Genomic DNA, 13,952 nt, shown 5'->3' with positions numbered 1-13,952 from the left:
GCGAGCTTGCTCGCGATGACGGCTTTACATTCAGCACCCATGTTTACAGTCACACCGCTATCGCGAGCAAGCTCGCTCCCACATTGGATCTTTGCTGTTTCGAACCGAGGGCGTTTACTTCGCGCCGTAGATGTCGAAGTCGAAGTACTTTTTGTTGATCTTCGCGTACGTGCCGTTGGCGAGGATGGTCGCCAGGGCCTTGTTCAGGTCTTCGCGCAGTTCAACGTCACTCTTGCGCACGCCGATGCCGTCACCGACGCCGAAGAACTCCGGGTTGTCCAGGGTGCCGCCGGCAAACTCGTAGTCCTTGCCCGCCGGTTTATTCAGAAACCCGTAGCTGGCCTGAATCGAGCCCTGCAACGACGCATCGAGACGCCCGACCACGAGGTCGGCGTAGACCTGGTCCTGATTCTGGTAAGAAAGAATCTCTATCCCCTGCTTACCCCAAACGGCTTTCGCAAAGGCTTCCTGAGTCGAGCCCTGCTCCACGCCGATGCGTTTGCCTTTGAGCGACTCGACGGTCGGCTGCAGGTCCGATCCGCGCTTGATGACCAAGCGTGCCGGCGCGTTGGATACCTTGTCGCTAAACGCAATCTGCTCCTGACGCTTGGGGGTGACGGTCATCGATGACGCGATAGCGTCGAACTTGCGCGCCAGCAGCCCTGGAATCATCCCGTCCCAGCTGCTTTCAACCCAGACGCATTTAGCGTGCAACTCTGCACACAGCGCGTCGGCGATGTCGACGCCAAAACCGGTCAGCGTGCCATCCTGGCTTTTGTATTCCAGCGGTGGATACGTCGGGTCAATCCCCAGTCTCAACACTTTGCCGGACCAGTCGGCCGCACCGGCCACGCCGGATGCCGTCAAGAAAACCAGTGAAACCGCCGCGATCATCTTATTCATTGTTATTGTCCTCCAGGGGTTCGCCGAGTCGGGTTACCGACCGTTTTTTACAACCGTGATATTCGAAAACATTGATGTTCAAAAACCGTGCGCCTCAACGCAGAAAACCCTCGGCCAACTTCACCCAATAGCTCGCCCCGATTGGCAGGCAGGCATCATTGAAGTCGTAACCGGGATTGTGCAGCAAACAGCTGCCATCGCCCTGGCCATTACCGATCACCAGATAGCTGCCGGGGCATTTTTCGAGGATGAACGCGAAATCCTCACTGGCGGTGAAGGGCCGCAGGTCTTCGATCAGTTGCCCTTCGCCCAACCACTCCCGTGCGACCTGACGGGCGAACGCGGTTTGCTCCGGATCGTTGATCAGCACCGGGTGGCACCGGTAATAGTCGATTTCGGCCTGCGCGCCGAAACTCGCAGCCTGACCGTTGACCAGATCGGTAATCCTGCGTTCGAGCAACTGGCGGACCTCAGACGTCAACGCTCGTACGCTCAGGATCATTTCGGCGGACGCGGGAATCACATTCGAAACGTTCCCGGCATGAATCGAACCGACCGTGATGATTGCCGTTTCCTGCGGATTGACGTTGCGCGAGACGATGCTTTGCAGCGCGATCACGATCGACGCGCAGACCACCACCGGGTCGACTGCCTTGTGCGGCACCGCGCCATGACCACCGGTGCCGATGATTTTGATCGTGACGGTATCGGCGGAGGCCATGAACGGCCCGCTGTAAAACCCCAACTGCCCGGCGGGATAACCCGGGATGTTGTGCAGGGCGAAAATCGCATCACACGGGAAACGTTCGAACAGCCCGTCCTCAAGCATTTTCTTCGCACCGCCCAGCCCTTCTTCGGCCGGCTGGAACACCAGATTCAGAGTGCCGTTGAAATCCCGCGTTTGCGCCAGGTATTTGGCCGCCGCGAGCAAGGTTGCCGTATGACCGTCGTGGCCGCAGGCATGCATCACGCCGTCGATCCGGCTGGCATAAGGCAACCCGGTGGCTTCCTGAATCGGCAGCGCATCCATATCAGCCCGCAGCCCGAGGGATCGGCCCTCGCCATTTTTCAGGGTCCCGACCACGCCGGTCTTGCCCACGCCGGTGCTGACGTCATACCCCCACTCCATCAAACACTGTGCTACCAGCTCACTGGTGGTGAACTCTTCAAACCCAAGCTCGGGGTGCGCGTGAATACGCTGACGCAGGGCGATCATTTCATCCTGCAGCGCCGCGATTCCCGGCAGGAAATGGCCAGCCTCCATGGGTGTACTCCTCGATAAGATGATTCAGCTGCCGGCGATTCAACCTGGGCGCTGTCGAGTCGATCTTAGGGAACGGGCCGTAGGCTGGGGAGGCTCAGTTTGGTTATGATGACAACCAATAGTTGTCGCCAAGGTGAGCAGATGAAACTGCATCAATTACAAGCCCTGATTGCCAGCGCCGAGACCGGCAGCATCCGCGCCGCTGCGCGCTCGCTGGACATCTCCCAGGCCGCTGTGACCAAAGCCTTGCGCGAGCTGGAAACCGAACAACAGTTACCGCTGTTCGTCAGAACCCCCAGCGGCCTGAACTTCACCGAATTCGGCAAGGTGCTGCTGACGCACGCCCGGCTGGTGCTCAAGCAACTGGAACATGCACAGACCGAGCTTGATCACCTGCGCGGCAAGGCCCAGGGGCGACTTTGCGTCGGGGTCACGCCCTGGGTCGCGTTAACCTTCCTGCCCGAAGTGGTCTTGGCTTTTCGGGCACGCATGCCGGAGATTCATCTGGAGTTGTTCGAAAGCCTGATGGCGGTGGCCCAGCCGCTGCTGCGCGACGGCAGCATGGATTTCGCCATCGGCCAGCTTCACCCAGCACAAGCGACCGCGGAATTTGCCTGCGAAACCCTGCTCGAATACCAAACTTCGGTACTGGTTCGCCAAGGTCATCCGCGCCAGAACGCACGATCGATTCACGAGCTACTGGATCAGGACTGGACCCTGAACTACGCGCCAGACGGCCACGATGCGCTGATGCAGGAGCTGTTCTGGAGGCACAACGCACAGATCGATGAAAAACGCATCGTGCGCGCCCATTCACTGGCGATCCTGCAAATGATGCTGGAGCGGGCCGACATGTGTACCTGGGGCCCGACCATCCTGAGCACCGCCTCGCCCTTCCTCGGCCGATTGGTGTCCCTGAACCTGACCGAGCAGTTCGAACCGAGACAGCTGAGCATCGTCACCCGCCGCAACGGCTCGCTGAGCAATCCGGCGCTTTGCTTCACTGATTGCCTGCTACAGGTTATTCGGCGCCATGCGCGCTCGGCCAAAAAGGAAGACCGCCAGCTGTTTGATACGCTGCGGTTGTTGGTGTGAGGTGACGCAGCGCCGCGTCATTCAACCGCCATACGCTCCAGGCTATTGCTCAAATGCAGCAGCATGGCCGCTCTCGCCGCGTCGGGGTCTTGCCGGCGAATCGCATTGAAGATCGCTTCGTGCTCCAGATTGGCGGATTGACCCAGCTTCATCAGATCAGTGTCACCCCGCTCCTGCGCGTTGATCCGCGTACGCGGTATGACCGAGTTACCGAGGTGATAGATGATGTCGGTGAAGTACGCATTCCCGGTGGCTTCGGCAATCAGCCGATGAAAACGCACGTCGGGCTCAACACTGCTGTCGTTATTGGCCAACGAGTTCTGATAATCGTCCAGCGCCTGACGCATCCGGACGAGTTGATCTTCCGTTCGACGCTTCGCCGCCAGGGCCGCGGCTTGCGTCTCCAGCCCCATGCGAAGTTCGAGAATCCCCCGCACGCTGATGGCGGTGTCGCTGCTCAGGCGAAAACCCTGATGCGCGTCACGCTCCAGGGCAAACGTTCCCACGCCATGCCGGGTTTCAACCAGCCCCGAAGCCTGCAATTTGGAGATGGCCTCGCGAACCACCGTGCGACTGACGCCGTGCTCCCGAACAATCGTCGATTCGGAGGGCAGCTTTTCACCCGGTGCGATTTGCCCAAGCAGGATGCGTTGAGTCAGCTCGGCAACAATGTCGTGTGCCAGGCCAGGCGCACGCTTGCGGCCTGAACCGCTGGATTGGTTTTGCATGTGGTCCGACCCGTTCAAAGGAGGCTCCAGAATACTACTACCGTCAGTCTGCGGGCTGTCCCCGCCTCTTCCAAGTGCTGATTTTTCACCTCAACATGTCAGACAACATAGCTGTTTTAGCCGTTTTATTCGACTACCTCGTTTGCATGACAAACGAGATGCTCATCTTGAAAACTGAAACGCCGAGTCAAAATCGAGCCTTAACCGCCTAAAACACCTCAATAACATCCATTTAAATCTTACAAACCCAGTTTTTATAGCTATTTGGTCGCATGACTCGTATTGCGAGCGAAAAATCTCACTTGTATGATGACTGGCAACTTAAGTCGCAAAACAACACTGCAACACCACACCCGCATAACAATAATCAGTGGGAGTCATGAACCGTGAGCAACTCAAGCACCGCACCTGCCGTCTCGCCGGACAATCCTGTCCTGGCGCGTGCCATTTCGAAAGTGAAGAGCCATGTGCTTCCGCTCTTCGTCATCATGTTCATCGTCAATTACATCGACCGCGTCAACATCGGTTTCGTCCGTACCCACATGGAACACGACCTGGGCATCGGTGCTGCGGCTTACGGGTTCGGTGCAGGCTTGTTCTTCATTGGCTATGCGCTGTTCGAAGTGCCCTCCAACATACTGCTGCAAAAGGTCGGGGCGCGTTTCTGGCTGACCCGGATCATGTTCACCTGGGGCATTACCGCCACGCTGATGGCCTTCATCCAGAACGAAACCCACTTCTACATCTTGCGTTTTCTGCTGGGCGTGGCTGAAGCCGGTTTCTTCCCGGGCGTCATCTACTACTTCACTCGCTGGTTGCCCGGCGTCGAGCGCGGTAAAGCCATCGCGATATTCCTCAGCGGCTCGGCATTCGCCTCGCTGATCTCGGGCCCGTTGTCCGGCATGCTGCTGCAGATCAACGGGCTGGGCATGCATGGCTGGCAGTGGATGTACATCATCGAAGGCATGGCGTCGGTGCTGCTGTGCTTCTTTGTCTGGTTCTGGCTCGACTCCAAACCGCATGACGCCAAGTGGCTGAGCCGTGAAGAGCAGGATGCGCTGGTGGGCGAAATCGATCGCGAACAACGTGAGCGCGACGCTGCCCACACGGTCAAGCCGACCTTGGGCAAGTTGCTCAAGGACCGTCAGATCATGCTGTTTTGCGCGCTGTACTTCTGCATTCAGCTGACGATCTACGCCGCGACCTTCTGGCTGCCCAGCATCATCAAAAAGATGGGCGACCTGAGCGACATTCAGGTGGGTTTCTACAACTCGATTCCTTGGCTGATTTCGATTGTCGCCATGTATGCCTTCGCCGCACTGTCGGGCAAGTTCAAGTTCCAGCAGGCCTGGGTCGCTGCTGCGCTATTGATCGCCGCCGCGGGCATGTTCCTGTCCACCACGGGCGGGCCGATCTTCGCGTTTATCGCCATCTGCTTTGCGGCGATCGGTTTCAAGTCAGCCTCTTCGCTGTTCTGGCCGATCCCCCAGGGTTACCTCGATGCCCGAATCGCTGCCGCGGTCATCGCCTTGATCAACTCCATCGGCAACCTCGGCGGCTTCGTCGCGCCCACCACCTTCGGCTTTCTGGAACAAACCACCGGTTCTATTCAAGGTGGGCTGTATGGCCTGGCGGGCACCTCGATCATTGCCGCCCTGCTGGTGTTTTTCGCCAAGACCAAACCCACGGTAACGGACACAGCCAACACGGACATTCACCAACCCGTGCTCGGTAAATCGCACTGATCGGCGATTGGCTCGAACTGACAAGACAGGAACTGAACATGAACTCTGAACACCTGCACCACACCGTCAAAGCCCCGCTGATCACCAGCCTTCAGGTCATCCCTGTTGCCGGCCATGACAGCATGCTGATGAACCTCAGCGGCGCTCACGGCCCGTTCTTCACCCGCAACATCGTCATTCTCAAGGACAGCGCCGGCAATACCGGCGTCGGTGAAGTCCCCGGTGGCGAGCGCATTCGTGAAACGCTGGAAGACGCCCGCAGCCTGGTGGTCGGGCAACCGATCGGCAACTACCAAGGCATCCTCAACGCCATGCGCAGCGCTTTCGCCGCCCGCGACGCCGCCGGCCGGGGCCTGCAAACCTTTGACTTGCGCATCACCATCCATGCGGTGACCGCCATGGAGGCGGCCCTGCTGGACTTGCTCGGTCAGTTCCTCGAAGTTCCGGTGGCGGCCTTGCTCGGTGAAGGCCAGCAACGCGATGCAGTGAAAATGCTCGGTTATCTGTTTTACATTGGTGACCGTCAGCAGACCGATCTGGCGTACCGCAGCGAACCCGACGCCGATGACTGGTTCCGCTTGCGTCACGAACAGGCGATGACGCCTGAAGCCATCGTGCGCCTGGCCGAGGCCGCCAAGGCCAAATATGGTTTCAACGACTTCAAGCTCAAAGGCGGCGTGCTGCGCGGCGAGGAAGAAATCCAGGCCGTCACCGCCTTGGCCGAGCGTTTCCCGGATGCGCGCATCACCCTTGATCCGAACGGTGCCTGGTCGTTGAAGGAAGCCATTGCACTGTGCCGCGACCAGCATCATGTGCTGGCCTATGCCGAAGACCCGTGTGGCGCTGAAAACGGTTATTCCGGCCGCGAGGTGATGGCCGAATTTCGTCGAGCCACCGGCCTGCCGACGGCGACCAATATGATTGCCACCGACTGGCGCGAACTGGGCCATGCCATCCAGCTGCAATCGGTGGACATTCCATTGGCCGATCCGCACTTCTGGACCATGCAAGGCTCGGTGCGCGTGGCGCAGATGTGCCATGAGTGGGGGCTGACCTGGGGTTCTCACTCCAACAACCACTTCGACATTTCATTGGCGATGTTCACCCAGGTCGCGGCGGCTGCACCCGGCGAGATCACCGCAATCGACACCCACTGGATCTGGCAGGACGGGCAACGCCTGACCCGGGAGCCGCTGCAAATCGTCGACGGTCACATCAAGGTTCCAGCCAGGCCCGGCCTGGGCGTCGACATCGACATGGACGCCGTCGCCAAGGCTCACGAACTCTACAAAGGCATGGGTCTGGGCGCACGCAACGACAGCGTGGCGATGCAGTTCATGATTCCCGGCTGGACGTTCGATAACAAAAAGCCCTGCCTGGTGCGCTGAGTTTCGGCGGCTACGCAACGTGATGCCTTGAAGCAAGCGAGGACAGGTTCATTGCCCTGTCCTCGCCCTCTCGCGAATAGTTCTATCCCCTTCGCTCCCCTGCCTCCCCGCCTATTGGGATCAGAAACAACCCTGTCAAAAAATTTATCCCGCCGAGAACAGGCCGAAAGATTGACCTCTCTAGGATGAGCGCACGCCTGAAGTTCAGGCAGCATTCGAGGCTAAATAACCTATGACGCGCCCATTTTCGACCCCGGCAAACTACAGCATTGTGCTGGTTAACTATAAATCGCTTGAACTGACCAGGACCTGCCTGGAACTGCTGCGCGAGCATGTGCAGGCGGCTGGCGTGCCGGTGTTTGTGGTGGACAACTATTCGAACGATGCGAGCAGCGAATACCTGCGCACGCTCGACTGGATCAACCTGATCGAGCGTAAAAGCAACGCCCCTGAAGCCGGGAGTATGGCTCACGGCCGGGCCCTGGACCTTGCCCTGGAGCAGGTTGAAACCGAGTACCTGTTTTTGTTGCACACCGACACGTTTATTTATGACCCGACTGTATTCAGCCTGATGCTCAGCCAGTGCACTGGCCCGCAGGAAGTGGCGGCGGTCGGCTGCCTGGAACAGCTGAATCGTGGTGTGGCCCGATCGACCTGGCGCCTGATATCACGGTTTTTCAAGCACTACACCCGGCGCAGCTTGCTGGCTTTGGGGTTGAATGCCAGGGCACCGAAACCGTTCAGGGAAGTTCACTTGAAAAGCTTCTGTACTCTGTGGAATGCGCGCCTGATTAAACAGCACGGCCTGCGCTTTCAAATGGATGGACGCAATCCCGGTTACGAACTGCAAGATCGAATGGCTGCGCTGAACTATCAGATCGGCTTCATTTCGCCACGCACGATTTTCCGTTATCTGGACCATATTCAAAGCGGGACGGTTTCAGCGATGGGCGGTTATGCGCGCAGCCATCGACGGGTCAAGATGTACAACCAATTGACCGGACAGCGAGCATTCAAGGCTGATGCATTGCAGACAAATGGCTACGTGGGATCGTTTAAGCAAGCGCGGTCTCCCGCTGTTGTTTGATGCCTGCTTCCAAAAGATCGTCCGAACGCGGCCCGAGCCTTCGGCAGCTCCCACGGATATCACCCACCATCAATGAAGTGACACGCCCCAACCACTCAGGCCGGCCGGTAGGCCGCCGTGCTGTTGCCGTTGATCTTGATCCACCCGCCCCTTCGGGAGGCCGAGTGGAGGTGTTCATCAGGGGGTGGGCGCGCAGCGCCGTACGGCGCAGCCGGACACATCGAGAGGAGGTCGTCGCGCAGCAGACCGTAGGCGATGCCCCCTGATGGACACCGGAGTGAGGGAACGCCGAGCCTAAGCGAGGTGCCGGACGCTTGGGGCGAGACCTTTGGTTACTTTGGGGCGTTTGCCAAAGTGACACGCTGTAAGAGCGGAACCCTAAGCAGCCGTTACCGCAGGAATGGATATGTACACCTGCAAGAGATTGGCCGGCTGTCCGGCCGCCATCGCGAGCAGGCTCGCTCCCACAGTTGGACTGTGTACATCTGTAGGAGCTGCCGCAGGCTGCGATCTTTAGATCCCGCACCTACGGGACCAGAGGCCATTCGGCCAGCGCCCGATAGCGGCCTTTATGCGATTCGAACAGTGCAAAGTGCCCGGCACTCAGATGAAAGTCCGGGGGCGTTGCAGATTCCGGGACAGGCTCTCGAAAGTCGCGCATCAAGGTCAAATGAGGACGATATTCCCGGGGAGCGTCGGTAAACCCAAGCGCCAGCATCGCCTGTTGCAAGGCATACACCAGCTGACGCAATGGCAACGACGTCTGCGTTGGCGCGAGCAACAAAACACCGGCGCGGCGCCATGCATCCAGACGGTCGAGCGATACATTCAACGGCTCGCCTGGCGTTCGGACTTGCGCGGCAGCCGCGCAGATATCCGGAATCTGCGTCACGGCCACAGCCCCCAGAAACATCAGCGTCAGATGAAAGTTTTCTGCTGGCACCGGGCGTCCGCTAGTAAGCCTCAGAGCGCTTCGCCATTGGGCGATCGCTCGACGTTGTGCCGTGGCGCAGGGCAGCGCGAAAAACAATCGCTTGAAGGGCTCGCCCTGCTCACGCGGTCCAGTGTTCATGCCTTGTACCTCCCGACTGGAGGGCGAGTAACGCTCAGGACTTACCGCCCAGCGCAGCCGACAATGCGGCATCCCGCCCATAAATATCCGGGGCATAAAGCAACTGGCCTTGCCGGTCGGCTTGCACGGTCCAGTAACTGAGCAGGATCGGCACCGGCGTTGCAAGCCTGAATTCGTGGGTCAGCCCTGTCGCCAGCAACTCATTGGTCCGCAGACGCTCAGCCGGGCTCAACAAAAGATCGCGCAACTGCATCGCTTGCTCGACCCGCACGCAGCCTGAACTGAACGCCCGCGGCGCCTTTTGGAAAAGTGCCTGGTTGGGGGTGTCGTGCAGGTACACGGAGAACGGATTGGGGAAGCGGATCGCCATTTGCCCCAGCGGATTCTTCGGTCCCGCGTCCTGACGCAGGAGGATGTTGCCGGGGTTATCCCAGTCGATCTCGTCCACCGCCAACGGATGGCCGTCACTGTCCAGCACCTGCAGGTTCTGTTTACCGAGGAACGCCTGATCCCGGCGAATTTCCGGCAGCTTGTCTTCACGCATGATGGTCGGTGGCACTGTCCAGGTCGGGTTCAGGGTCAGGCGCGTGACCGACGACTTCAGCAGCGGGGTCTGCCGCTCGGCACGCCCCACCTGAGTGCGTGTCTTCCATACCGGCATACCGCCCTGATAGACGGTCAACGTCGCCGCGGCCACGTTGACCAGCAAGCTATTGGGCTCCAGATCCTGCGCCAGCCAGCGAAAACGTTCGAGGTTGATGCGCAACTGCTCGCGCCGCACCGCCGGGCTGACGTTCAACTCGCTCAAGGTGCCCTCCCCCAGCACGCCATCCGCTTGCAGCGAATGGCTCAGTTGGAAGTTTTTCACCGCGCTCACCAGCTCCTTGTTGTAGACCGTGCCGACACCCGCGGAAACACTGGCCAGATAGCCCTCGCTGAACAGGCGCTTCGCCAGCTCAGGAACTCGCGCATCCTGTGCGCCGGGTTGCAACAAGGGCCCACTGGCGAGCGCCTGCCAATGGGGCAACGGCTGCCGACGCTGCCGGGCATAGACACGGCGCAAGCTCTGGTATTGCTCAAGGCTTGGACGGGCCAGTTGAAAAGCCGTCGCCATGTCTTGCAGACCCGGCCCGGCAATGGCCAGCACCTCGGCGGGTCGGTCGTGCGGCAACGCCTGCGCATGCCACAGCGGCTCGAAACGCGATTGCAGCAAGCGGCCGTAACGCAGGTCCTGCAAGGCTTGCAGGTAACGCTGACTGATGCCGATGTCGGCACACACTGCATCCCCTTCGGCAGCGCCCGTGGGCAGGCGGTAACGGTTGGGGTTGAGGCCGTCATCGGCCAACTGCTGCAACTGTGCCTGCAAGGCCGGCAAGCGTCCATTGGCAGTCCAGATCGGGACATAGTTCTGCTGCTGATAAAAAGCCTGCAACAGCATTTGCGCTGGCGCGCTCAAGTGCGCGGCCAGGCGCGGGCAATCGACCGGTAATTGAGTCAGCGCCAATTTCAATGGGCTGTCGTGATCAGCCAGCTCGTTCTGGGCAGTCGCGACCAATGGCGCAGCTAGCAGGAAAAGGCTCAAGTAACATGCGTACTTTTTGATCAACTGCTTTACTCCACTCCATGGCCGTCAGGTAGACGGTCAACCTCTGCAGCAGGTGCATCAAGCACTAAGGCCAGCGTATGAACAGGCCTGCCGGGGGAAGCGACAGGAGTTCGGGAGCCAACAATAACAACAGGACTCTCAACCCATGCTGACCTTTGTCCGCCGACGCTGTCTGGCAGCTGTAATGCTGGGCGCGATGTGCAGTCCGGCATTCGCCGCCGACACCCACAATCAAGCGTTGTATAACAGCCTCGCGCACACCGCTCCGGAACTCAATCCCCAAGCGCTACTTAGCGCCCTGAACGCCATGCAATGCGCCGTCAACAGTGGCGCCAGACAAGCCGAGCGCCTGGCCGTGATCGACTATTCGCAACCATCCACGGCTCGTCGTCTTTGGATCTTCGATTTGCGCAAAAAGTCCCTGGTGCTGCGCGATCTGGTCGCTCATGGGCAAAAATCCGGGGAAAATTTCGCCACACAGTTCTCCAATCGCGTCGGCAGCTATCAGTCCAGTCTGGGCCTGTTCCGCACCCAGGAAAGCTATCAGGGCAGCCATGGTTACTCGCTGCGCATGGACGGCCTGGAACCGGGCTTCAATGACCGCGCACGTGATCGCGACATCGTGATCCACGCAGCCGACTACGTGAATCCCTTATGGAGTGAACGCCAGGGCCGCATCGGTCGCAGCCTGGGTTGCCCGGCAGTGCGCCCGCAAGTGGCGCGCCAGGTGATCGATAAACTCAAGGACGGCCAGTTCATGTTTTCCTGGTATCCCGACCAGCGCTGGCTGAAATCCTCGGCCTACCTTAACTGTCGGCCACATCTGGTGACCGACATCCTCACTGCGCACAATGACTGACTCGCGGACTCAGCCTTTGGCCGCCATCGCAGTGACTTCCACGCGCATGCCTTCGACTGCCAGGGCGGCTACGCCAACGGCGGCGCGCACTGGCCAGGGCTTGGCGAAAAAGCGTCGGTAGACCTCGTTGAAGGCGGCGCGGTCGGCCATGTCGGTCAGGTAGATGGTCAAATGTATGACCCGGTCCATCGAACTGCCGGCCCGTTCCAGCGCGACCTTGAGTGCCTGCAACGTGCACTCGCTCTGCTCGGTGATGCCACCCAGTTCCAGGCTGCCGTCAGCGCGAGTGGGGATCTGCGTGGAGACCAGCAGGCCGCCGAAACCTGCAACGTCGGAGGAGATGGAATCCAGGTCCGGGTCGGGGATGAAAGTCAGGTCGTGGTTTGCCATGGGGGATCTCTTGCTTGAGGTGGTAAAGGGGCGGTCATGTAGGCCGCGGCCAGTTTACAGCCCCATCGTCCGGGAGCAATCAATGGACGCAACCCTGTCTTCTTGGCGACAGCTTCGACGGCCAGGCGGGTTATCGGGCACTGTTGCCTAAAGCTTGTAGGTCACATACCGACCGCGCCCGGTTTTTTTGGCTTGATACATAACGCGATCTGCGGCCAGCAGGAGCATATCCGCAGAGCTTTCCCCATTCCCCAGTGCAATACCAATCGAAACACCCACGATGCAGACCGTACCGGAAATGAAAAACGGCGCTCCCAGTGCATCAATGCATTTAGTCGCGACGGTGCTCACGATCTCTTCGGCATCGTCCCCAAGGTCACTCAGCAGAACAACAAACTCGTCACCACCGATGCGCGCCAAGGTATCGGTCTCCCGGACAACCCGGCGAAAGCGCCTCGCCACCTGCCGCAACACCTCGTCACCCGCCTCGTGACCAAGGGTGTCGTTGATATGCTTGAAGCCGTCGAGGTCCATGAACAACAGGCCCACACTCGCCTCTTTGCGTTGTGCCAGTGCCAACACGTGGCGAAGCCGGCCCGAGAGATGATGTCTATTGGGTAGACCCGTCAACGTATCGTGATGAGCAATTTTTTTAAGCTGGGCCTGTTTGTCATCCAGCTTGATCAACAAACGATTGAAGGCCGAGATCAAGTGACCGACTTCATCATTGCGAGTGACTGGCAAGGGAGCCAGTGGCAGTTCATCACGCGTCATGCGGTCAGCCTGCGCGGCGGCATGAAACAGATGACGAAAGACAAAGTACAGGCCAATGGACGAGAACACAGCGAAAATCAAAATAGATATAAACGCCCCCCTGATCAAAAAATGCTGTGTTCGCTCTACAGTTGCAAAAGCCTCGCTGCTCGGCAAACGGGCAACGACGAACCAGCCGGTACTTGGAACCGACGCCATTGCAGAGACCTCCTCGACCCCTTCGGCGTTGCGCGTTACCCCCGCACCGCGAAATCCGGCCATGGCCCGATCATGAAGCGCATTGACGCCGAGAGGCGGCGTTGGCTTGAGCGTCATATCAAGCGCCGAGGATTCGACAAACAATCGACTTTCCGGGAAAACCAGCTGGAATCCGCCAGTTGTCTCCCCCATGTGGCTCTGGAGCAAGGAATCCAGAAACCCTGGTGCTGCGAGTGCCGTGACGCCCACGAGAACGGCTTGAACCCCACCGTGTTCATCCTTGATGGGGGCGGACATCGGCAGCAGCGGTTTTTGGGTTGCATGATCCACCACAGGGCGCCCGATAACTGAACGTCCTGCCCCTCCGGCGTGAATGTCATCACGCTCTGCGTAAGGGGTATTGAGCGGCGGCGTCAGGTCGGGATAGTTCGCGAGTAAATCCCCATTGGTGTTCACGATGAACACATCTGTCGAGAACAACGTCTGGTAGGCGTAATGCTCTTTCAGCCAGGCACGCAGTCGCTCGGGTTGCTTGAGGAATTCAACAGGAATGGAGGCGGCAAGGAGCTCAAGCAAACGCTGACGCTGAATGATTTTGTCGTCGATATCGTGAGCGACATAAGTCGCCAATGCCAATTGCTGGCCTTCCACGACCGCGCTCAAATCCTCACGCAGAAAGTCGGTTAGCACGTAATAGCGCACCACCGCCCCAAACACGACAATACACAGCGCCAATACCAACAGCCGAGTGACAACGCTGTTGAAGATTCGGGTGAAATTCAAGGGCATATGATTGTTATTTGGCATGGCCGGAGTGTAGCCGAGGGCGTAGCGCTTTTGGGT

Annotated in this window: 12 protein-coding genes; 5 read left to right on the top strand and 7 right to left on the bottom strand. The window is 59.2% G+C overall.

Annotation, left to right across the window (positions count from 1 at the left end):
• Nucleotides 1-114: 114 nt before the first annotated feature.
• Nucleotides 115-903, bottom strand: a complete 789-nt coding sequence (locus BK658_RS28915) for an ABC transporter substrate-binding protein (RefSeq protein ID WP_123585293.1) — start codon at nt 901-903, stop codon at nt 115-117.
• 94 nt (nt 904-997) lie between these two features.
• Complete coding sequence (locus BK658_RS28910) at nt 998-2,167, bottom strand: M20 aminoacylase family protein (protein WP_123585292.1); 1,170 nt, start codon at nt 2,165-2,167, stop codon at nt 998-1,000.
• A 105-nt stretch (nt 2,168-2,272) separates the two neighbouring features.
• On the opposite strand from BK658_RS28910, the gene BK658_RS28905 reads away from it, so the two are divergent.
• Nucleotides 2,273-3,262: a LysR substrate-binding domain-containing protein gene (locus tag BK658_RS28905; protein ID WP_185019918.1), complete on the top strand. Its 990-nt coding sequence runs from the start codon at nt 2,273-2,275 to the stop codon at nt 3,260-3,262.
• 17 nt (nt 3,263-3,279) lie between these two features.
• Here BK658_RS28905 and BK658_RS28900 read toward each other — a convergent pair whose 3' ends face one another.
• Nucleotides 3,280-3,990, bottom strand: coding sequence for a FadR/GntR family transcriptional regulator (locus BK658_RS28900; protein WP_123585290.1), 711 nt, complete (start codon nt 3,988-3,990; stop codon nt 3,280-3,282).
• A 386-nt stretch (nt 3,991-4,376) separates the two neighbouring features.
• Between BK658_RS28900 and BK658_RS28895 the strand changes: the two genes are divergently transcribed.
• The 3 genes from BK658_RS28895 (at nt 4,377) to BK658_RS28885 (ending at nt 8,210) form a co-directional block, all read left to right on the top strand.
• Nucleotides 4,377-5,735 carry an MFS transporter gene (locus tag BK658_RS28895; RefSeq protein ID WP_123585289.1) on the top strand — a complete coding sequence of 453 codons (1,359 nt, stop codon included), beginning with the start codon at nt 4,377-4,379 and terminating at the stop codon, nt 5,733-5,735.
• 38 nt (nt 5,736-5,773) lie between these two features.
• Nucleotides 5,774-7,123 carry a glucarate dehydratase gene (gene gudD, locus BK658_RS28890; RefSeq protein ID WP_123585288.1) on the top strand — a complete coding sequence of 450 codons (1,350 nt, stop codon included), beginning with the start codon at nt 5,774-5,776 and terminating at the stop codon, nt 7,121-7,123.
• Nucleotides 7,124-7,355: 232 nt separating this feature from the next.
• Entirely contained in the window at nt 7,356-8,210 is an 855-nt protein-coding gene (locus BK658_RS28885) for a glycosyltransferase family 2 protein (RefSeq protein ID WP_123585287.1), read from the top strand.
• 526 nt (nt 8,211-8,736) lie between these two features.
• Here BK658_RS28885 and thpR read toward each other — a convergent pair.
• Nucleotides 8,737-9,282 (bottom strand): RNA 2',3'-cyclic phosphodiesterase, encoded by a 546-nt coding sequence (gene thpR, locus BK658_RS28880; RefSeq protein WP_123585286.1) that lies wholly within the window; start codon nt 9,280-9,282, stop codon nt 8,737-8,739.
• A 34-nt stretch (nt 9,283-9,316) separates the two neighbouring features.
• Nucleotides 9,317-10,888 carry a L,D-transpeptidase family protein gene (locus tag BK658_RS28875; protein WP_123585285.1) on the bottom strand — a complete coding sequence of 524 codons (1,572 nt, stop codon included), beginning with the start codon at nt 10,886-10,888 and terminating at the stop codon, nt 9,317-9,319.
• Nucleotides 10,889-11,033: 145 nt separating this feature from the next.
• Here BK658_RS28875 and BK658_RS28870 point away from each other — a divergent pair, with 145 nt between their 5' ends.
• Nucleotides 11,034-11,747, top strand: coding sequence for a murein L,D-transpeptidase catalytic domain family protein (locus BK658_RS28870; RefSeq protein ID WP_123585284.1), 714 nt, complete (start codon nt 11,034-11,036; stop codon nt 11,745-11,747).
• A 9-nt stretch (nt 11,748-11,756) separates the two neighbouring features.
• Here BK658_RS28870 and BK658_RS28865 read toward each other — a convergent pair whose 3' ends face one another.
• On the bottom strand, nt 11,757-12,137 hold the full coding sequence (locus BK658_RS28865) for a RidA family protein (protein WP_123585283.1): 381 nt from the start codon (nt 12,135-12,137) through the stop codon (nt 11,757-11,759).
• Nucleotides 12,138-12,284: 147 nt separating this feature from the next.
• Nucleotides 12,285-13,898, bottom strand: coding sequence for a sensor domain-containing diguanylate cyclase (locus BK658_RS28860; RefSeq protein ID WP_259740162.1), 1,614 nt, complete (start codon nt 13,896-13,898; stop codon nt 12,285-12,287).
• Nucleotides 13,899-13,952: the final 54 nt, after the last annotated feature.

The sequence above is a fragment of the Pseudomonas brassicacearum genome, assembly GCF_003732175.1.
GTDB classification, from domain to species: domain Bacteria; phylum Pseudomonadota; class Gammaproteobacteria; order Pseudomonadales; family Pseudomonadaceae; genus Aquipseudomonas; species Aquipseudomonas brassicacearum_G.
The sequence above is the reverse complement of the archived record's forward strand: the minus strand, read 5'-3'. Positions and strand labels throughout refer to the sequence as shown.